Raw genomic sequence first — 18292 nt, 5'->3', positions numbered from 1 at the left:
CTGGCCACACGTTACGACAAACTCGCCGTCGTCTACCGGGCAGCAGCTGTCCTACGCGCCGTCACCCTCTGGCTTCTAGTTTTGTCAGACACGCCCTAGCGGAAGGAGCCGGCTCCGCCGTCGACGAGCAGGGTCTGCCCGGTGAGATAGGTGGAATCGTCACCGATCAGGAAGGCCACGACCGCCCCGATGTCGTCGGTGGGGTCGCCGATTCGTTTGAGCGAGGTGCTCCTGACGACCGCCTCGTACTGTTTGGGCGCCATGTCGCGCAACACTTTCAAGCCGTCCGTCTCGGCAAGCGGGCAGACCACGTTGACGCGGATCCCGTCGACGCCCCATTCGAGGGCGGCAACCTTGGACATGCCACGAATCGCTTCTTTGGCGCCGGCGTACGCGCCGAACGAGTGTGTGCCGACGGTGCCCGCGGCGGAGCCGAGGTTGACGATGGATCCACCGCCACCGTTGACCATGACCGGGTGGACCGCCTGCATGAGCCGGAACGTCGCCCGCGGCCCCGTGTCGTGGACGCGCTCGTATTCCTCGGCGGGAATGTCGAAGAACGGGATGGGTCCGGCGCTGGCGACGGCATTGTTGACCAGTCCGTTCACCGTGCCGAACGCCTCGAGTGCCGCGTCGACGATGCGCTGGGCGCTGTCGGCGTCACGTAGGTCCGCAACCACCGATGCCACCTCGAATCCGGCGTCGGTGAATTCCGCTGTGGTGTTTGCCAATACCTCGTCGAGGATGTCGGTCACCAATACGCGCGCCCCACGGGACAACAACGCGGTCGCGATGCCTTTGCCGACACCACGGGCGGCTCCGGTGACGATCGCGACGTGGCCGTCCAGTGAGTGCGGATGGCTGTAGGTGGACATGGACCTGCCTTTCGGATTCGGCCAGATTTGGCACGCTAACTCATATGATCAAGCGCTGACGAGGAAGTCGAGGAACCATGTTGAGTGACCTACGTTTCTGCCATCTGGTCGTCGGCGTGACCGACATGGACCGGGCCCTCGGTTTCTACCGTGGCCTGTTGGGCATGGATGTGGTGTTCGACCAGTTGATTTCGGGTGAGCCGTTTGATGCGGTCCTGCACTCGTCCCGCCGGCAAGAGGGTCGTGTGGTCGGGGGAGCCGTGGGCGGAGTCATGCTCGAACTGCTCAGCCTCGGTTCGTCGACCCCGCCTGGACCGGGGAAGCGGGGCATCGTCGGCAACCAGAACATCGCATTGTCGGTCACCGATCTCGACGCCACCTACCGCGCCGTGGTCGACGCGGGCTTCCAGCCTGTTCAGGAGCCCTTCCCGATCGACCGGGTCCGGATGTTCTTCGTCAACGACCCCGACGGCACCGCGGTGGAATTCGTCGAGTTTCCCGGTGGCGCCCGCAGCAGCTATGAAATGCATCGCGGCGCAGACCTCAGCGCAGAAAGCTAACAGTCACCTGCTTCGTACACATCCACCCCACCGAGGGTAGGGCGGCCTGCCACACTGGGGCATGGCCATCGAGTTGGTGCGTGGTTCTCGGTTGTTCTCGGGCGTGCCCTACGCCTACGCGGCGATCGCACCTGCAAACGGCATGATCTTCACCGCGGGCGCCTGCCCACTCGATGATCAGGGGCAAGTCGTCGGTCCCGGTGATGTCGCCGCCCAGGCCCGCCAGTCGATGGCCAATCTCCGGATTACGTTGCAGGAGTGCGGTGCCCAGTTGCGCGACGTGGTGAAGACGACGATCTACGTCGCCAGTGGTCAACGTGACGATCTCGCAGTGGCGTGGGGCGAGGTGGTGTCGGCTTTCGCCGACCATCGGCCGCCGAGCACGCTGTTGGGCGTGGCAGTCCTCGGGTACCCTGATCAACTCGTCGAGATCGAGGCGATCGCGGTGCCGCCGGTCATGTGACCGGCGTGAGGTCGGTCCCGGCCGGGGGTTGCAGCCGGCGCAGTTTGCCGTCGATGGCCGTGACATACAGGGCATTGCCGTCGGGCCCCGGGCCCACCCGCACCGAGGTCGGTCCGTTGGGCGGCAGGGAAAGTTGGCTGAGCCCTTTGGCTATCGTGCAGATACGGCCGGTGTCGGTGTTCACCGCGTAGACCTCTCCGGAGGTGTCACCCGCGACGTACAACGTTCCGTCGCGGGTGGCCTGCATGTCGTCGGAGCCGGCAATCAGCCCGGGTAGCCGCGCCACGGTCGAAGTGGCGTTCGGCTTGTCGAGGGGGAGACGTAAAACCGTTGACAGGGCCGAGTTCTCGGTAAACAGCGCGGTGCGGTCGGGGGTCAGTGCCAGCCCGTTGGGCAACGGGGTGCTGGACCAGGATTTCGTGTGACGTCCGGTGGTGGGGTCGTAGCGGTCGATGCCCCGCGGAGGGACGGTCAATTGCGAGAAGATCAGATCGCCGTCCGGCAGGAACAGCAGGCCATTCGGTGAGGGCAGCCCGGTGAGCAGCGTCGTCGATTGACCGGCTGTCACGTCCAGTCGTTGCAAAGTTCCGCGCGACGTGCCGGGATTGTTTCCGGTCAGGAAGTACAGGTCATTCCCTGAAAGTCGCAGGCCCGCTGGATGATCGAGACCTGACAGCACTGTGCTGCTGTTTCCCTCGTCATCGACGTGAAGCAGTCGACCGTCGTTGATCGCGCTCAGGTAGAACCCGCCGCGGCCGTCCGGTTCGAGGTTCTCCAGAGCGCCCAGTCCGCTGGCCACCGTGGTCATCTGCCAGCGCTGGCATGCGCCAGTACGCGCATCGGCGCCAGGCGTTGCGCATGCGATTGGTACGGCCGCCACGAACAGGGTCGCGACGGCACCTGCCACGGCGCCAATTGCCTTCTGCAGCATCAACTCACCCCTCAGTCATCTCACGCTGAGTTTGATACCTTTTAGTATCGGATGCCAAAAGGTATCATGAACCCGTGGAGAAGGACGCCGGTCGATCGGTCGAACAGTCACGGCCGATGACGCGCCGACGCGTCGAGACCCGTCAGCGGCTGCTGGATGCTGCATTCTCGGTGTTTGCCTCAAAAGGGTTCGGGCGTACCAGGATCGATGACATCTGCCAAGCCTCGGGCTATACCAAGGGCGCCTTCTACTCGAACTTCGGCACTCTCGACGAGTTGTTCCTGGCTCTCTATCGCGAACAGTCGCGCGGGTTTGCCGAGCACACCATCAGATTCCTGGCCGCCGAACCGGGTGACACGGTCGAGGCCACGATCCAGGCCTGGTCGCAGGGTCTGCCCATCGACCGGGACTGGCTACTGATCAACACGGACTTCGTCCTGTACGCGGCCCGCCGCCCTGACGTGCAGCTGGAACTCGCCACAGCACGGTCGCAGATGCGCGAGGACTTCACTCATATGCTCGCCGACCACATCCGTGATCGGGCGCCGGATCTTCCGGCGTCGCTACCCACGCCGGCCGAAATGGCGCGGGCGCTGGTCACGGTCTATGACGGGGCAATCTCGCAGCTCATCCTCGACATGGACGAAACCTCGGTGCGAAAGCACTTCGCCGACATTGCCAGTGCGCTGCTCGGGTAGAACTCACACACAGCCTGACGACAGTGTGAACGGCTCCTTACCGGACGGATACTGCCGGGAAACTGGATCACCGAGGGGCGCTGCGACGGTAGGACGATGACCGCAGACGCTGTTGATCCACTCTGGCTTCGGCCGGTGGCCGCGCCATCACCGGTGGTGAACCGGGCTCCACGGGCCAGCGCCGACGTGCGTCAGGCGCAGGCGTTCATCGCCCTTCTCGAGGATGAAATGGTCGACCTGCAAACGCAATTGGAGCGGATCAACGCGCGCGTCACGGACGGTCGGCCGGGGGCGCTCCATCATCAGGCCGCGGTGCGTACGCGACTCAACGAGGTGAGGCGCCTGCTCGACGCCCTCATCTTCAGGTTTCCTTCCGCCTGAGCCTCCAGTCGCCGATGACGGCCAGGCGGCGGCGCTACTGGGCCGGCGCAGTCCATGCTCCAAGGATAGGGCCTGGCCGTCGACCTCGACTGATCACACCCTCGAGTTTGGTGAAGGCAGTTTGGACTTGCTGGTCCAATTTTAGCGAGGCACGCTCGTGACGTAACGACGCGTGACTGGAGGTGTGCAGTGAATCTCGGTGAATTCGGTGTCTGGCAACCGGCGTATGCCACAACACCTGAGATGGCAAAGCGGATCGAAGGCCTGGGCTACACGACGCTGTGGCTGGGTGGCCCGGAACCTGATCTGTCGGGACTCGATGAACTGCTCGGCGCCACGGACCATTTGGTGGTGGCCAGCAGCATCTACAACATCTACCGCGGTGATGCGGCCGTGTTGGCAGCAGCGTATCGGCGTATCCAGCGGTCATACCCGGACCGCCTGCTGCTGGGCCTCGGGGTGGGACACCCTGAACAGGTTGGCAATTACCGCACCCCGATGGCTGCCCTGAACGGGTTTCTTGATGCTCTTGATGAGCACGGTGTTCCCCACGAGAAGCGGATGCTGGCCGCACTGGGTCCCAAGATGCTGGCGCTGGCGACCGAGCGGGCGGCCGGCTCGGTTCCGTACCTCGTCACGCCCGAACACTCCCGCCGTGCGCGGGCGGCGCTCGGGTCTCAGCGGATACTGGCGCCCGAGCAGAAGGTGGTTCTCGAGTCGGACCCCGAAGGGGCGCGCGCTCTCGCCCGTCCACGGATCAAGCATCCGTACCTCGGATTGGTCAACTACACCAACAATCTACGGCGACTCGGCTTCACGGATGACGATCTGTCCGGCGACGGCAGCGACCGGTTGATCGACCAGCTCGCCGTGCATGGTGACACGGCGACAGTTGCGCGGGGATTGCGTGCACATTTGGCGGCTGGGGCGAATCACGTGCAGATCCAGGTGGTGGGTGAGCACTCGGCGCCGCACCCGCAGATGCCGGAGGTTCTGCTCCAGGTTTACGACGAGGACACGTTCAGGATCTATGAGTCCCTGGCCGGGGCGTTGGGCATCGCGCCCAGGTGAGCGGTATCAGCGAGGTGTGCGGCCAGCGCCCTGCCATACCGTGTCGAACGGTGCATTGCCGCTGATCCGTTCGACGATTCCGGCTGTGGTGAAGTCCTTGGCCAGGCGCACCGCCTCCGGGACGCTGGATCCCTTGGCCAGCGCGGCGGTGATCGCTGCCGCCAACGTGCATCCCGCACCGGCGACCCGGGCGTCGCCGACCTTCGGCGCACGCAGAACCTCGGCGTCCGTGCCGTCGAAGAGAACATCGACCGCGTCGTCGCCGGGAAATTCGACCCCGCCCTTCACCAGGACGTACGTGGGTCCGAGGTCGGCAATGCGCCGGGCTGCCTCGACGAGGTCGTCGATGGAAGAGAAGTCGTCCATCCCGGCGAGGGTGCGCGCCTCGAACAGGTTCGGCGTGGTGACCGTCGCCAGCGGCAGGATCTGGCTGCGCAGAGCGGTGTCGGTGTCGAGTGCAGCGCCGGGCTCTTGCCCTTTGCAGATCAGGACTGGGTCGACAACGATGTGCCGCCACGGTTGCTGGGCGAGAGCCTCCGCGACGATGTCGATGGTCGCGGGGGTGCCGAGCATGCCGATCTTGACGACATCGAGGTTGTACGCCGACGTCGCCGCCTCGATCTGATCGGCGATGACCTGTGGGTCGACAGGGACGAACCGGTGGCCCCAGTCTGCCTTGGGGTCGAACGACACGATGCAGGTCACGGTGCCCACGCCGTAGGTGCCGAACTCCTGAAACGTGCGCAGGTCGGCTTGCAGGCCGGCGCCGCCGGTGGCTTCGGATCCGGCGATGACATACGAGAGGTCGACCACGTGGGTGAGCGTACGCCTGCGCTACGGACATCCGACATTAACCCAGCGGATATCCGGGTGCGTTGCTGAGTGCAGGAGAGGTGGGAAAATCGCCGCCCAGATCACGCTGGCACCGTAGCGCCACGGCTGCAGTTGGGCAGACGATGTTCCATGTTGCGACCCAAGGTGATTGGTCACAGCGCCCGCGTCCTTGATGGGCGTTTCAGGTCCGAAGGTTGTTGACAATTCAATAGTTTTTCGCAAGCGTGGCGGGTGACCGCCTGTTGTCTCGCGCGGCGAGGCCCAGATCCCTGTCGGGATCTCATAATTGCTGTATATGCCAGGTCGCGGCGTGTTCCCGTCCGATCGAAGCTTGAATTAAGTTGTGAAAGCTTCCTTTTGGTTTCGAATTTGGTCGTTTACCCAGAACTGGCAGTGTGCTGTGTAGTTAGCTGATACCGTCGCCGTCATGAAGCTCGTGCAATGTATGGCCGCAGCCGCGGCTGCACTGGCGGTCTTTGGGGCCGCCGCATGCAGCAGCTCGTCGACTGATCAGGCCCCGACCACCAGTCCCGTCCCTGCCGAGTCCACTTCCAGTCAGCATGGGCCGGTCAAATCTCCGGGTACCGCGCCGGCGCCCGGACCTGGTCAAACCACTCAGCCGATGATGCCGAACCCCAATGGGGACGGCTCGATGGTGCCGTGTGAGGGCACGATCTGCACCAATCCGAATCACGGGGCCGGCGACAACCCGGATGAGAACGGCGGGGCGGTGATGCCCAACCCGAACGGGGACGGCTCAGACGTGCCGTGTGAGGGCACCATTTGCACCAATCCGAATCACGGGGCCGGCGACAACCCGGATGAGAACGGCGGGGCGGTGATGCCCAACCCGAACGGGGACGGCTCAGATGTGCCGTGCGAGGGCACCATTTGCACCAACCCCAATCACGGGGCCGGCGACGACGGGTAGGTCGTACGGGCCGACACCGCCGGCGCCACCCAGTCGCGAAGGTAGGTACGCAGTCCTTTGTCGTGGCGCGCCGGTCCACCCGGATCGATGATGAACGACTGCAGGATCCTCAGCATGAATTCGACCAGCTGATCGAGTGCATCTCCGTCGAATCCTACTGTGGCCCAATCGATGTCGAACCGGCGCAGAATCGACTTGCCGAATTCGATGGCAAGGTCGGAGGTAACTCCTGCCGTGAACGCGCTGGCCTTGCCGGGTTGCAGCACCAGGCTGAGATATCGGTCGTGCGGAATCTGCTCCGCCGTGTAGGCGATGCCTTCGACGACGGCTTCGCTGGGGTCGGTGATCGAGCCCAGCTGCTCGGCCAGGCGATCGAGGAAGCCGTCCACCGACGACACGGCGGTGGCGGCCATGAGGCTCTCCAGCGTGGGGAAGTAGCGGTAGATCGTCTGGCGCGTCACCCCGAGTGCCTGGGCCACTTCGGACACGCTCACGGTGCCGCGCGCGTCGATCGCCTGCCGGGCCGCACCGATGATGCGGCGGACGGCTTCGTCGTCGTCGGCGGGAATGTCTCCCGACCAGCCGTGCCTGCGCATCCGTTGATCGTCGCACGGTTGACGTTCGGATCTTGACAATACAGTTCACAGTCACTGTATGGTCAGGTCATGACTGTCGGCCCGGTGAGCAGCACCGATGAAGAACTGACCCGTCGCGCTTTGCGGCATGCCGTCGAGGGGACGACGGATATGGCAGACCGGGTGCTGAAGGTGCCCCTGCACTACTACCGCGACCCGAAGATCACCGAGATCGAGGAATCCCAGATCTTGCGCCGGGTCCCACTGGCGATCGTGCCGTCGGTTCAGATCGCCGAGAAGAACGACTTCGTCGTCCGCTCCGTGCTCGGGGACTCATTGCTGGTCACCCGGGACCGCACCGGGGCGAGCCACGTGTTCCTCAACTACTGCCGCCACCGCGGAGCGATGCCGGCCTGCGGATCGGGTAACGCGTCACGATTCGTCTGCCCCTATCACGCTTGGACCTACCGCAACACCGGTGAGCTGTTCATGGTGCCGGGCAAGGCCGGCTTCGACACGATGGATCCCGCCGAATACGGACTGGTGGAGCTGCCGTCCGAGGAGCGCCACGGCTTTGTCTGGGCCGTGCTCACCGCAGACGCGACCATCGACCTCGACGCTCACCTGGGTCCGCTCGGTCCCGAACTGGCGCAATGGAACTACGAGACCTATGGCTATCACACCGACCGCGAGTTCTCCTCGGAAGTGTCGTGGAAAGGAGCGCTCGAGGCGTTCGCGGAGGGGTATCACTTCCCGTTCGTCCACGGCGAGAGTCTGATCGGGCAGAACACCCTGCCGAACACCGCCATCTACGACGAATTCGGCAAGCATCACCGAATCGGCTTCCCGTTCAACTGGATCAAGAATCTCTCCGATGATCCGAGTGGCACGTTCGACCCGTCGGCCAACATGGGTGTCATCTACTGGGTGTATCCCAACCTCATCCTGGCCAACAGCCCGGTCGGCGTGGAGATCATCGACATGCTGCCGGCGGGGGAGCCCACCCGCTGCACGGTCCGGCACAGCTGGATGGGCCGGGTCCCGGCCACGACTGATGACATGCGGGCCGGCTATGACGCGGTCTACGAAGGAGTTCACGCTGCGGTGCGCGACGAGGATTTCGCCATGCTGCCGCAGTGCGGGCAGGCGGTCCGGCACGGTCAGCACGACCATATGATCATCGGCCGCAACGAAATTGCGGTTCAGCACATGATCAAGGTGTTCGCACAGGAATTGGGTGTGGCGCTGGCGTGAGTCCGGCAGTCACTTTCCTGGCAGCGTCCGTCGCGCCTGCAAAGTGATGCCGGGCACCGAGTTCGCCAGGTCGGGACGCTGCTTCCCGAAGGCCCGGATGGTTCGATAGAACGCCCACAGCTGTCGCGGGGATGGAAATTTCGGAACCCAGGCCAGTTCCCAGTGGATTCCGTTGATCGGGTCGTCGAAGAACACCGCGTAATAGCCCGGCCAGTACTGGGGGTAGTCCTTGGGTTCATCGGTGACGGGAATATCCCGGGCGATCAGGAACTCGCGATGAAAGTGGTCCACTTCCTTCCGGTTTCGGGCCCACAGCGCGATGTGGTTGATCCCGACGGACTGGTCGGTATGGGTGAGCTTGTCGCCGGTGAATGCGGGCTGAATCCCGATGTAGCTGTGCGGGTTGAGGTATCGCGTCATGTAGTAGACCGACTGGTACTCCATGTTGAGCGAGGAGAAACTGCTGTACCCCAGCCAGCCCAGCATCGCGTCATAGAACTTGAGCGATTCGTCGTAGTCCAAGACCGCGAACTCGACATGACTTACGCCGCGCCACCGCATCCTGCCCCCTGGGAGTCGACTACTACCGAATGTAGTACTCGGAGGCCACGCTGTGAAGGGGCTGCGCGCGCGGTTTTCCACCTCTGGGTCGCGATGCCTGCGGAGAACCAGCCCAACGGTAGAAAACGGCGCGCCGAAGCCTCGCCAAACCTGTTTAGTTGTCGGCCTTTTCCGCCTCGTACTTCTGCGCCATATGCGCGATCGCGTCGATCTGAGACTGGGCCAGCCCGTCACGCACCTGCCCGGCACGCGCTGCGGCGTCCAGGGTGGGCTGGGCCTGCCCCTGGAAGTGGGGCATGACCTCTTCGGCGAACAGTTCCGCCGAGCGGCGGGTGGCGGCGGGATTGGCCCAGTCCGCGGCCATCTGCAACATGGATCCGAAACCGCCGGACTGCTCCCAGAGCCGTTGTACCTGCGCGCGCGCCCGTTCCGGCGTTCCGATCACGCCGGCGCCGCGTTCGTTGATCGTGTCGATCATCCCGTCGATGGTGTCTCCCGGCATGGTCATCTGCGGGAAGGCGGCGACCTTCTGGAAGTAGTTGAACCACGCCTCGATGCCGTAGCGGACCTCGGCGCGGGCCTGCGCATCGGTCTCGGCGACGTGGAACGGTCCGACCAGCGACCAGTTGCGACGGTCGATCGTGGTGCCAAACGCCGCGGCACGTTCCTCGGCGATGTTCCAGTGATGGGCCAGCGCATCGAAACCGGCCTCGCTCAGCGTGGCGCCGATCGACAGCAGGCCGATGCCGTGCTTACCGGCCAGCCGCGCACCGGTCGGAGACGCGACGGCCGCGACCGACAGCGGGATCCCACCCTCGGAGTATGGAGCCAATTGCAGTTTGGCATCGAATAATTCGTGCGTGGCGGTCTTGGCGCTCACCGTCTCTCCGGCGAGCAGACGCACCATGATGTCGAGGTTGGTCTCCAGGAGTTCGCGGGTGTCGGTGGGGTTCAGCCCGATCATGGCCGAGTCGGTGGGCAGCGAGCCCGGCCCGACGCCGCCGATGATGCGGCCGTGGGTGAGGTGGTCGAGCAGCATCAACCGGTCGGCCGCCCACAGCGGGTTGTGGTACGACAGCGAGATCACGCCGGTGCCGAACGTGATCCGCTTGGCCCGGGCGGCCGCCGCGGCGATGAACACCTCGGGCGAGCTGATGATCTCGCTACCCGCCGAGTGGTGCTCACCGATCCAGACCTCGTCGTACCCGAGGGCGTCGAGATGCTCGACGAACTCCAGATCCCGGTGCAGCGCCAACGTGGGGTTGATGCCCGGGCGGTGGAACGGGGCGATGAAATAACCGAACCGGAGTCGGGACACGGGGCCTCCTTGCCGCGAAGTGTGCTTGCCAGAAAGCTAGTCCCGCGGGGACGTCGCCAACAGTGCACGAAGGTGGACAATTCGACGTCCGTCGTCGTTTACTCGTCGGGTGAGGCGTGCCACAGCCGAGCTGCAGGTCGCAGACTACGAGAAGGTGTTCGCGGTGCTCGACGCCTGCGACGACGCGGCTGATTTCCTGGAATTCCGGCGGGCGGTCGTGGACGCGATCAGTGAAGTGTTCGAGGTCCGCGGGGTCACATTCTTCGCCGGGCCGACCGTGGCGGGCGCGTTCGCGGATACCGCTCCCATCACCACCGACTACGAGAATGCGCTGCTGGACGATTACATGGCCAGATGGCGCGGGCACGATGTCTTCGCCACCCCGATCGCGTTGCAGCAGCTGCGTACGGCGGGGTCGGTCAGCCTGCGGGAGTTGGCTGTGCCCGCGTCGGCCGCCGCCTACGTCGAGCAGTTTCTGCATCGGGCCGGACTGCAGTCGTGCAACGCGTTCACGTTCCCGATCGGCGGTGCTGCGCACGGTCTGCTCGGGCTGTTCGATCCGGATCCGGACGCGGTCGATGCGCGGGACGCCTCGGCGCTGCGGTTACTGTGCCGGCGTCTGCGCGGCCTGGCGCGTCCGCTGATGCCCGCTGCCCGGGTGGATCCACTGGCGCAACTGCCGCAGCGGCAGCGCGATGTCGTCGCGTTGTTGGCCCGCGGGCAGACCAACGCGCAGATCTCGACGACGTTGTGCCTGACCGAGGACACCGTCAAGAAGTACGTCAGCCGGGCGCTGGCGACGACGGGCTGCCGGACCCGTACCGAGCTTGCGGTACTGGCCGCGACGCGCTGACGTCCTGCCCGGACCCGTCATGAGTTGGCCATTGCTGCCAACCGCCGGTCAATTTCTGCCAGCGGAATTAACCGCTCTGACCAGTGCGTTGTGACAGCCAGACCGGGTAGGAATTCCCCGAACCGGTGGACGAGACGTCCGAACCGCGACACTCACGCCACGGCTCGAACGCCCAGAACGAAGGGCTTCGACATGAAGAAGTTTGGTTTTGCGAGCATGATCGCCACCGGTTTCGCCGCCGCCATCGTCGGCCTGGCGGCCCCGGCGCAGGCGGACATCACCCATCACCAGTGGGTGCATGACATCCAACAGCATGCGAGCAGCGGTGTCGTCACATCGACGTTCGGCAACGGCCGCTGACACCCGACACGAGCGGGGGCACCCACACCGGGTGCCCCTCGCTTTCGTTGGCGGCCAACCGCCAAAACGTAAGGTGGCGGAATGACCACCACCCACCGGCTTGCAGTGATCCCGGGCGACGGTATCGGTAAGGAAGTGGTCCCCGAGGGACTCAAGGTGCTGGAGTCGGCGGCGGCCGCCTTTGATTTCGCCATCGCCTATGAGCAGTTCGATTACGCCTGCGCGGAGTACTACAGCGACACCGGCGCCATGCTGCCCGACGGGTGGTTCGACGAACTGAGTAGGTTCGACGCGCTGTTCTTCGGCGCCGTCGGCTGGCCGGACGTTGTCCCCGACCATATTTCGCTGTGGGGCAGCCTCCTGCAGTTCCGTCGGCACTTCGACCAGTACGTCAACCTGCGGCCCGTCAAATTGATGCCGGGGGTGCGAAGTCCGCTGGCCGGCCGAGGGCCCGGCGACGTCGACTTCGTCGTCGTACGGGAGAACACCGAGGGCGAGTACTCGAGTATCGGCGGCAGGATGTTCGAGGGCACGGACCGCGAGACGGTGGTGCAAGAGACGGTGATGACGAGGGTCGGCGTCGACCGGATCCTCAAGTATGCGTTCGAGCTTGCCCAACGCCGGCCCGACAGGCACCTGACCTCGGCGACGAAGAGCAACGGTATCTCGATCACGATGCCGTACTGGGACGAGCGCGTCGAGCAGATGAGTGAGCGGTTTCCCGACATCGAGGTGGACAAGTTCCACATCGACATCCTCGCGGCGAACTTCGTTCTACACCCCGACTGGTTCGACGTCGTCGTCGCGAGCAACCTCTTCGGGGACATCCTGTCCGACCTGGGGCCTGCGTGCACCGGCACCATCGGCATCGCTCCCAGCGGAAACATCAACCCGGAACGGCGATTTCCGAGTCTGTTCGAACCGGTTCACGGCTCTGCGCCCGACATCGCCGGACGTGGTATCGCCAATCCCATCGGGCAGATCTGGAGCGCCTCATTGATGCTCGACCACCTGGGTGAACCTGACGCCGCAGCGGCGATCCTGAAAGCCGTCGAAGATGTGCTGGCCCGCGGAGGCGACATCCTGACCCCCGACATGGGTGGAACCGCGACTACGAGCGCATTGGGGGACGCGGTCCGCGATCAGTTGCAGGCGAATGCTGCTGGTTCGCAGTAGGTTTGAGCGATCTGTTATTTGTCAGGCCGACATCTGGCACAGAAAGTCGGGCCCACCGGCGTAGACGATCCCGGACGGGTACGGCGCGGACGCGGCCCGAGCGATGGTCGTCGCCAACTCGCGGTCTGACATCACCTCACCGGAGACCACGGTGAAATCAATTCCCCGCCGGTCGAATTCCGAACGCATGGCATAGAGGGCGGTCTCGCCGGCGCGCTTGCTCGCGGCGGTCGCCGCGTAGCCCTTCGGCACGGCCTTGTTCGGGTAGAAGTGGGCCTGATGGCTGGTGACGAACACGATCTGACCGCCCACCGGCATCAGTGGCAGCGCCAGCTTGGCCAGCCGGCGTTGGGCATCGCGGTTCAGCCGCATCGCGTAGCCCGGATCGGTGCCAAGCTGCAGCCCGGTCGACGCGTTGAGCACCAGGACGTCGAGGCGGCCGAACTCGCGGCCCACGCGCTCGATCATCGCGGCGGCGGCAGCCTCGTCGGTGATGTCGGCCCCAAGAGTGGAGGCGCGGCCGCCCGCGCGTCGGATGGCGTCGACGACCGTGTTGGCGCGTTTGGCCTTCTCGCGGTAGTTGACGACGACGTGGGTGTCCGGGCCGGCGAGCTGCTGTGCGACGTCGGCGCCGATACCCCGCGATGCACCGGTGACAAGAGCGATCCGGGTGGCTGCTGCAGGCTGCATGTCGGGTTCCTTTCCGTCACTGCGAGGCGGCTGGTCGGGAAATTCTGACCTGCGATTACACGGTGTGGCCGTGCTCACAACCGCCCCTGGGAACCCACCGTACACCAACTCTAAGAAAAATAAGGCGCTTCTAAGGTCACGGTAAGGGCAATGTCGTGTCGCAACTGTGTTGCTGAGCCGCGAGGCATAACCTGGCGGAGTGACTGGCCAACGGGTGCCTGGCGGGGTCGTGCACAAGTTGCCGACAGACCTGCGTGAGGCGCTGATCGGAAATGCCACAGCACTGGAGGCGTGGCGGGATATCACGCCGCTCGCGCGCAACGAGTTCATCTGCTGGGTCGAGGATGCCAAGCGGCAGGTGACGCGCGAGCGACGGATCCGCCGGACGCAGGAGGAGTTGGAGGAGGGGCAGCGGCGACCCTGCTGCTGGCCCGGGTGCAAGCACCGCGAGCGCACCGGCAAGTAGCCGCTGCTGCCTACCGGATCGACAGGCCGGTGATGGCCCGGGAGATCACCAGACGCTGGATCTCGCTGGTGCCTTCGAAGATCGTGAAGATCTTGGCGTCGCGGTGCATCCGCTCGACCGGGTAGTCGCGCGTGTAGCCGTTGCCACCGAGGATCTGGATGGCCTCATCGGTCACGTAGACCGCTGTCTCGCTGGCCACCAGCTTGGCCATCGAGCCCTCGGCGTTGTCGAATGCCTGGTTGTTGCGGGCCATCCAGCCGGCACGCCACACCAGCATCCGGGCGGCGTCGATACGGCTCTTCATGTCGGCGAGCTTGAAGGCGACGGCCTGGAACTCGCCGATCTTGCGGCCGAACTGCTCACGCTGGCAGGCGTAGTCGAGTGCGTATTCGTAGGCGGCGCGGGCCACGCCGACCGCCATCGCACCCACTGTGGGCCGCGTGCGCTCGAAGGTCTTCATCGCTGCCTGGCCGCCGGCCGATGCGCCCGACTTCACGCGGGCGATGCGCTCCTCGAACTTCTCCCGACCGCCCAGGATCAGATCCTCGGACAGGCGGACGTTGTCGAGCACCACCTCGGCGGTGTGGGAGGCGCGAATGCCGTGCTTCTTGAACTTCTGGCCCTGCGTGAAGCCGTGGGTGTCCGGCGGGATGATGAACGTGGCCTGGCCGCGGGAACCGAGGTCGGGGTAGACCGAGGCGACCACGATGTGGACGTTGGCGATGCCGCCGTTGGTGGCCCAGGTTTTGGTGCCGTTGAGCACCCACTCGCGGGTCGCCTCGTCGAAGCGGGCGCGGGTGCGGATGGCGCCGACGTCGGATCCCGCGTCGGGTTCGGACGAGCAGAACGCACCCAGGTGGGGGGCGTCGGCGGTGCCGAACATCTCGGGCAGCCAGCGGCCCAGCTGTTCGGGAGTTCCGTTGCCCGCCAACGCCGCTGCGGCCAGCCCGGTACCGAGGATCGACAGGGCGATGCCGGCGTCACCCCAGAAGAGCTCCTCGAACACGGTCAGCATGCCGAGGCCGGTGGGTTCGCCGGCCTGCTGGGCGAACAACTCGGGCGAATACAGCCCGACCTTGGCAGCCTCCTGGATGACGGGCCACGGGGTCTCCTCGCGCTCGTCCCATTCCGCGGCAGCCGGACGCACCACCTCGGCCGCGAACTGGTGCACCCAGTCGCGGACCTCGATCACGTCGTCGCTCAGTTGCATGGAGAACGTCACGGTTTGCTCCTGAAATATGTTGGTGTTCGGTGGGTTTACGAGCGGTGTTGTTCGATCACGCTGACGGTCTGGGTCACCCAGGCCTCGAAGAAGCGATCGTTGTCGACGTTGCCCGGCGAGCGTTTGGTCAGCGCCTGCAGCGTCGCGGCATAGGACAGTGCGGAGATCGCGACGGCCGCGGTGGCCTCGGGATCGGGGATCTGGGTGCGGCCCGAGCGATTCGACGCGGCCAGCTCATCGGCGAATCGTTGATAGGCGTTGTCGGTGATGACCTGCCACGTCTTCTCGTCGAGGTCACCGAGCTCGTCGGGCTCCCGCAGCATGACCCGCAGCAGTTCCTCGCTCTGGGTCAGGTTGGCCCAGATCAATTGCCCGGCGCTGCGAACCGCCTCTTCGGTGGTCTTCGGGTGGCCCGCGTCGTACTGCTCTCGGGCACTGACGATCGCGTCGATGCGGTGTGAGACCGCGGACTCGAGCAGTTCCCGCTTGGAGCCGAAGTGCTTGTAGAGCGCACCCGACCCCGGTGCCAGGCCGGCGGCCTGCTGTATGTGGGCTACCGACGTGGCGGCGTACCCCTTGGCGGCGAACAGCTTCAGTGCTGTGGCCAGGAGCCGGTCACGTCCGGATGACATGGTGAGAGAGTACTCACTCACCAATTTGGGGTGCAAACAGGCCCCTTGTGCCCGCCGGATCGATAGGTTGACCTGGACTGATCGTTAGGACGGGGAGGCGTGACGATGGCGGAGCTGACGAGAAACGACAAGATTCTGTGCGGCGTCTACGCCGTGATCGCCGTGGTGGCCCTGGTCGCCACCTGGTGGAACAATATCCGCTTCTTCACCACCGAAAGCACGAGCACGATCGACTTTTTCCAGAGTGGCTACGCCAACTACGGGTCGTCCTCACTCACCAATGACCTGCTGCTGTTCGGGTTGGCGGCATTCGTGTTCATGGTCGTCGAGGCTCGTCGGATCGGGATCCCGAAGGTGTGGATCTACATCGTGCTCAGTGCGCTCGTCGCCGTCAGTGTGGCGTTTCCCCTGTTTCTGATCCGGCGGCAGTTGGTGCTGGCGCAGCGGCGGGTCTGTCGAGTTGCAACGTAAGTTAGCAAAGTGCGGTTTGTTGTTAAACTAGACCCATTAGTTAGTCTGACTGAGTATCTCGTCGGAGTGTCTGCCCTGGGCGACGAGTGACGCCTCCTGATTCACGATGAGTCAGGAGGCGTCATCGTGTCGGCTGAAACCAGCGGCCCACACCGTCGCCCAGACGCAGCTCGCAGCCAAAGCGGCAGGTCAACGAGTCTACGAATGTGAACTTGAAAGAGAGATTTACAACCCTGCCGTGGTCCACCGACATTCGCCGCAAAGGCTAGCGCTGCCCGCCTATTTATCGTTCACGATGTAGTTGGTCGCCTGCGATATACCAAGTGGAGTCGTTCCATGAAGCGGTCAATCTGGAAAAACGGAGAGCGGCGCTGCTTCGCCGGTGTCGCGAGTGGCAACCTGTGCGATCAGGCCCGATACGGGCGACCGCCATGACGCCGCGGCGTACGTTGCCAGTGGGGCTGACTTCTCAGCCGGGGGAGGTGCTTGAATCGTGGCTCGGGACGTTAGCGATGCTTCAGGACACGACATTTGGCCAGTTCCTCCGTCACATCAGTTCATCTATCGATGGCGTCGACCTACGCCGTGCTGGGTTATCGGTCTACCTCACTGAGCAGGAGTTGGCCGCGATCTCGGTCTCGACAGGGCTCGAGCCGGAAATCGTCTGTGCGATGACGTTGGCAAGTTTCGACGGCCATCTTGTTTCCTTGGATACATCTGCTGGCAGGCTGCGTTGGTCGCCGTGGGATCGGAATCGAAGTCGTTTCTGTCCAGCCTGTCTGAAAGCTACGGGCGGTCGGTGGCAGTTGCGTTGGCGACTTCCGTGGATTTTCGTCTGCGACATACACGGGTGCCTTCTTGAGGACTGCTGCCCAGGATGTGGTCAGGCCCAATGCGTTTCCCCCTACTGGTTGCCGATGGCGCGTGTCCCTGATCTGCTGCGGTGCAATTCGTGGACGGGCAGCAAGCCGAGGCGAACAATTTGCGGATGCGAACTGCTCAGCAATGTGTCCGGGCCGTTGAGGCTGCACGATCCCCTGGCAACGGCGCACTCGCTGTTGTCGACGGTGCTGGCTGACACCACTACGACGTTTGGGATCTATTCAGTGTCGCCGGCGACGAGCCTGCAGGTATTGGCTGACCTGCGTACGTTGTCGGCACGCCTGCTTGCGGTTATCCCTTTGGAGGACGTGGATGACTTCCTGGGTGCGGACCGATGGTGTTCAATCAGCGAGCGAGTTATCGCGTCGAGCATGGAACTTTGGGGGTGGCGCAGGACGGCGGGGTTCACGGCACGAGCGCCGGCCCTGATTACCGGTATTGGGATTGCGTTGAGCTTGAAAGTTCTGGAATCTGAGTCGGTACATGAAGCGGGGAATCGTTTGCGCACTGTCGTGGGTCGCCGCGGGTACGGCAGAGAGCCGACCCCTAAGGAGTTGCGTTTGGGGCACCTGAGCCCCGCTCTGGAAGCGGTGTATGTGAGTGCCATCAGCGCACATTTCACTCCCTCGAACAAGCTGCGCTTTCGGACAATGACCGAGTTCCCCCGATACCCGGAAAGTCGTGACGCAACGGATCGTCGAGTTGTTCTTCAGAGTGTTCCCAGCGCTTTGTGGCGCGACTGGAGCTTACGGCTCGCCGCCCGACAGCGTCTCCACCTCGACAAGGTGTGCTCATCGTTGTCAGTGCTGTTGTTGATCATCGGTACTCGCGTGACGGTGGACGAAGCTATTCAACGCCTCGGCGGCGAGGTGACCGCGAAGCAACAAATGGTGGTCCTGAACGGGCTTCATCGAAATCCCTTGTGGCCGAACATCGCCACTGCAATCATTCGGTTGCACGACTACCTTCTCGCGCACCCCAGTCCTATTGAGGTGAGCCCGTTGTAGTGGTCCAGTCGTTATGGGACTCTGTTGCCCGAGTGCTCGGGCAGGAAGAATCACCAACGACATGGCAACGAATAAGCGCCG

At 64.3% G+C, this 18292-nt stretch carries 22 protein-coding genes; 13 read left to right on the top strand and 9 right to left on the bottom strand.

Annotated elements, in window-relative coordinates; all coding sequences use genetic code 11:
- Window positions 1-95: 95 nt before the first annotated feature.
- Complete coding sequence (locus AC4ELS_RS07820; RefSeq protein WP_498886827.1) at window positions 96-875, bottom strand: SDR family NAD(P)-dependent oxidoreductase; 780 nt, start codon at window positions 873-875, stop codon at window positions 96-98.
- A gap of 77 nt (window positions 876-952) precedes the next feature.
- Here AC4ELS_RS07820 and AC4ELS_RS07815 point away from each other — a divergent pair, with 77 nt between their 5' ends.
- Both AC4ELS_RS07815 and AC4ELS_RS07810 read left to right on the top strand, forming a co-directional pair.
- Window positions 953-1435: a VOC family protein gene (locus tag AC4ELS_RS07815; RefSeq protein WP_499046656.1), complete on the top strand. Its 483-nt coding sequence runs from the start codon at window positions 953-955 to the stop codon at window positions 1433-1435.
- Between the two features lie 61 nt (window positions 1436-1496).
- Window positions 1497-1898, top strand: a complete 402-nt coding sequence (locus AC4ELS_RS07810; RefSeq protein WP_498886824.1) for a RidA family protein — start codon at window positions 1497-1499, stop codon at window positions 1896-1898.
- On the opposite strand, the gene AC4ELS_RS07805 is transcribed toward AC4ELS_RS07810, so the two are convergent.
- Window positions 1891-2829, bottom strand: coding sequence for an SMP-30/gluconolactonase/LRE family protein (locus AC4ELS_RS07805; RefSeq protein ID WP_498886822.1), 939 nt, complete (start codon window positions 2827-2829; stop codon window positions 1891-1893). The genes AC4ELS_RS07810 and AC4ELS_RS07805 overlap by 8 nt on opposite strands.
- 74 nt (window positions 2830-2903) lie before the next feature.
- Between AC4ELS_RS07805 and AC4ELS_RS07800 the strand changes: the two genes are divergently transcribed.
- The 3 genes from AC4ELS_RS07800 (at window position 2904) to AC4ELS_RS07790 (ending at window position 4979) form a co-directional block, all read left to right on the top strand.
- Window positions 2904-3527, top strand: coding sequence for a TetR/AcrR family transcriptional regulator (locus AC4ELS_RS07800; protein WP_463790525.1), 624 nt, complete (start codon window positions 2904-2906; stop codon window positions 3525-3527).
- Between the two features lie 96 nt (window positions 3528-3623).
- Window positions 3624-3908, top strand: a complete 285-nt coding sequence (locus tag AC4ELS_RS07795) for a hypothetical protein (protein WP_131811652.1) — start codon at window positions 3624-3626, stop codon at window positions 3906-3908.
- A 189-nt stretch (window positions 3909-4097) separates the two neighbouring features.
- Window positions 4098-4979, top strand: coding sequence for a TIGR03620 family F420-dependent LLM class oxidoreductase (locus AC4ELS_RS07790; protein WP_499046654.1), 882 nt, complete (start codon window positions 4098-4100; stop codon window positions 4977-4979).
- 6 nt (window positions 4980-4985) lie between these two features.
- Here AC4ELS_RS07790 and thiD read toward each other — a convergent pair whose 3' ends face one another.
- Window positions 4986-5792, bottom strand: a complete 807-nt coding sequence (thiD, locus tag AC4ELS_RS07785) for a bifunctional hydroxymethylpyrimidine kinase/phosphomethylpyrimidine kinase (protein WP_499046652.1) — start codon at window positions 5790-5792, stop codon at window positions 4986-4988.
- A gap of 448 nt (window positions 5793-6240) precedes the next feature.
- Here thiD and AC4ELS_RS07780 point away from each other — a divergent pair, with 448 nt between their 5' ends.
- Window positions 6241-6744, top strand: coding sequence for a hypothetical protein (locus AC4ELS_RS07780; RefSeq protein WP_236734784.1), 504 nt, complete (start codon window positions 6241-6243; stop codon window positions 6742-6744).
- On the opposite strand, the gene AC4ELS_RS07775 is transcribed toward AC4ELS_RS07780, so the two are convergent.
- The gene (locus AC4ELS_RS07775; RefSeq protein WP_064958380.1) at window positions 6720-7340 is read right to left on the bottom strand and encodes a TetR/AcrR family transcriptional regulator; all 621 of its coding nucleotides are present in this window, start codon (window positions 7338-7340) and stop codon (window positions 6720-6722) included. The genes AC4ELS_RS07780 and AC4ELS_RS07775 overlap by 25 nt on opposite strands.
- 69 nt (window positions 7341-7409) lie before the next feature.
- Between AC4ELS_RS07775 and AC4ELS_RS07770 the strand changes: the two genes are divergently transcribed.
- On the top strand, window positions 7410-8573 hold the full coding sequence (locus AC4ELS_RS07770) for an aromatic ring-hydroxylating oxygenase subunit alpha (RefSeq protein WP_498886814.1): 1164 nt from the start codon (window positions 7410-7412) through the stop codon (window positions 8571-8573).
- A gap of 9 nt (window positions 8574-8582) precedes the next feature.
- On the opposite strand, the gene AC4ELS_RS07765 is transcribed toward AC4ELS_RS07770, so the two are convergent.
- Window positions 8583-9134 (bottom strand): VOC family protein, encoded by a 552-nt coding sequence (locus tag AC4ELS_RS07765; RefSeq protein WP_499046650.1) that lies wholly within the window; start codon window positions 9132-9134, stop codon window positions 8583-8585.
- A 154-nt stretch (window positions 9135-9288) separates the two neighbouring features.
- The gene (locus tag AC4ELS_RS07760) at window positions 9289-10452 is read right to left on the bottom strand and encodes an LLM class flavin-dependent oxidoreductase (protein WP_064958383.1); all 1164 of its coding nucleotides are present in this window, start codon (window positions 10450-10452) and stop codon (window positions 9289-9291) included.
- Window positions 10453-10561: 109 nt separating this feature from the next.
- On the opposite strand from AC4ELS_RS07760, the gene AC4ELS_RS07755 reads away from it, so the two are divergent.
- The 3 genes from AC4ELS_RS07755 (at window position 10562) to AC4ELS_RS07745 (ending at window position 12841) form a co-directional block, all read left to right on the top strand.
- The gene (locus tag AC4ELS_RS07755) at window positions 10562-11305 is read left to right on the top strand and encodes a helix-turn-helix transcriptional regulator (protein WP_463807291.1); all 744 of its coding nucleotides are present in this window, start codon (window positions 10562-10564) and stop codon (window positions 11303-11305) included.
- Between the two features lie 192 nt (window positions 11306-11497).
- On the top strand, window positions 11498-11665 hold the full coding sequence (locus tag AC4ELS_RS07750) for a hypothetical protein (protein WP_110777365.1): 168 nt from the start codon (window positions 11498-11500) through the stop codon (window positions 11663-11665).
- Between the two features lie 81 nt (window positions 11666-11746).
- Entirely contained in the window at window positions 11747-12841 is a 1095-nt protein-coding gene (locus AC4ELS_RS07745; RefSeq protein WP_064883417.1) for a tartrate dehydrogenase, read from the top strand.
- A gap of 21 nt (window positions 12842-12862) precedes the next feature.
- Here AC4ELS_RS07745 and AC4ELS_RS07740 read toward each other — a convergent pair whose 3' ends face one another.
- Window positions 12863-13531 (bottom strand): SDR family oxidoreductase, encoded by a 669-nt coding sequence (locus tag AC4ELS_RS07740; RefSeq protein ID WP_064958385.1) that lies wholly within the window; start codon window positions 13529-13531, stop codon window positions 12863-12865.
- Between the two features lie 199 nt (window positions 13532-13730).
- Here AC4ELS_RS07740 and AC4ELS_RS07735 point away from each other — a divergent pair, with 199 nt between their 5' ends.
- Entirely contained in the window at window positions 13731-13997 is a 267-nt protein-coding gene (locus AC4ELS_RS07735) for a YdeI/OmpD-associated family protein (RefSeq protein ID WP_499046648.1), read from the top strand.
- A gap of 10 nt (window positions 13998-14007) precedes the next feature.
- Here the strand turns inward: AC4ELS_RS07735 and AC4ELS_RS07730 are convergent, their stop codons facing one another.
- The gene (locus AC4ELS_RS07730; protein ID WP_448445132.1) at window positions 14008-15219 is read right to left on the bottom strand and encodes an acyl-CoA dehydrogenase family protein; all 1212 of its coding nucleotides are present in this window, start codon (window positions 15217-15219) and stop codon (window positions 14008-14010) included.
- A gap of 35 nt (window positions 15220-15254) precedes the next feature.
- Window positions 15255-15851 carry a TetR/AcrR family transcriptional regulator gene (locus AC4ELS_RS07725; protein WP_055111709.1) on the bottom strand — a complete coding sequence of 199 codons (597 nt, stop codon included), beginning with the start codon at window positions 15849-15851 and terminating at the stop codon, window positions 15255-15257.
- A gap of 105 nt (window positions 15852-15956) precedes the next feature.
- Here AC4ELS_RS07725 and AC4ELS_RS07720 point away from each other — a divergent pair, with 105 nt between their 5' ends.
- On the top strand, window positions 15957-16322 hold the full coding sequence (locus AC4ELS_RS07720) for a DUF2834 domain-containing protein (RefSeq protein ID WP_499046646.1): 366 nt from the start codon (window positions 15957-15959) through the stop codon (window positions 16320-16322).
- A 431-nt stretch (window positions 16323-16753) separates the two neighbouring features.
- On the top strand, window positions 16754-18211 hold the full coding sequence (locus AC4ELS_RS07715; protein WP_499046644.1) for a TniQ family protein: 1458 nt from the start codon (window positions 16754-16756) through the stop codon (window positions 18209-18211).
- Window positions 18212-18292: the final 81 nt, after the last annotated feature.

The organism is Mycobacterium shunyiense, from assembly GCF_058270035.1.
This window is presented reverse-complemented; position numbering and strand designations above follow the sequence as displayed.

Bases quoted from the DNA above. Each gene is read 5' to 3' on its own strand.
- AC4ELS_RS07745 (WP_064883417.1), top strand. From the start codon at position 11,747: ATGACCACCACCCACCGGCTTGCAGTGATCCCGGGCGACGGTATCGGT.
- AC4ELS_RS07720 (WP_499046646.1), top strand. From the start codon at position 15,957: ATGGCGGAGCTGACGAGAAACGACAAGATTCTGTGCGGCGTCTACGCC.
- AC4ELS_RS07750 (WP_110777365.1), top strand. From the start codon at position 11,498: ATGAAGAAGTTTGGTTTTGCGAGCATGATCGCCACCGGTTTCGCCGCC.
- AC4ELS_RS07820 (WP_498886827.1), bottom strand. From the start codon at position 875: ATGTCCACCTACAGCCATCCGCACTCACTGGACGGCCACGTCGCGATC.
- AC4ELS_RS07780 (WP_236734784.1), top strand. From the start codon at position 6,241: ATGAAGCTCGTGCAATGTATGGCCGCAGCCGCGGCTGCACTGGCGGTC.
- AC4ELS_RS07725 (WP_055111709.1), bottom strand. From the start codon at position 15,851: ATGTCATCCGGACGTGACCGGCTCCTGGCCACAGCACTGAAGCTGTTC.
- AC4ELS_RS07770 (WP_498886814.1), top strand. From the start codon at position 7,410: ATGACTGTCGGCCCGGTGAGCAGCACCGATGAAGAACTGACCCGTCGC.
- AC4ELS_RS07775 (WP_064958380.1), bottom strand. From the start codon at position 7,340: ATGCGCAGGCACGGCTGGTCGGGAGACATTCCCGCCGACGACGACGAA.
- AC4ELS_RS07765 (WP_499046650.1), bottom strand. From the start codon at position 9,134: ATGCGGTGGCGCGGCGTAAGTCATGTCGAGTTCGCGGTCTTGGACTAC.
- AC4ELS_RS07740 (WP_064958385.1), bottom strand. From the start codon at position 13,531: ATGCAGCCTGCAGCAGCCACCCGGATCGCTCTTGTCACCGGTGCATCG.
- AC4ELS_RS07795 (WP_131811652.1), top strand. From the start codon at position 3,624: ATGACCGCAGACGCTGTTGATCCACTCTGGCTTCGGCCGGTGGCCGCG.
- AC4ELS_RS07810 (WP_498886824.1), top strand. From the start codon at position 1,497: ATGGCCATCGAGTTGGTGCGTGGTTCTCGGTTGTTCTCGGGCGTGCCC.
- AC4ELS_RS07715 (WP_499046644.1), top strand. From the start codon at position 16,754: ATGACGCCGCGGCGTACGTTGCCAGTGGGGCTGACTTCTCAGCCGGGG.
- AC4ELS_RS07805 (WP_498886822.1), bottom strand. From the start codon at position 2,829: ATGCTGCAGAAGGCAATTGGCGCCGTGGCAGGTGCCGTCGCGACCCTG.
- AC4ELS_RS07815 (WP_499046656.1), top strand. From the start codon at position 953: ATGTTGAGTGACCTACGTTTCTGCCATCTGGTCGTCGGCGTGACCGAC.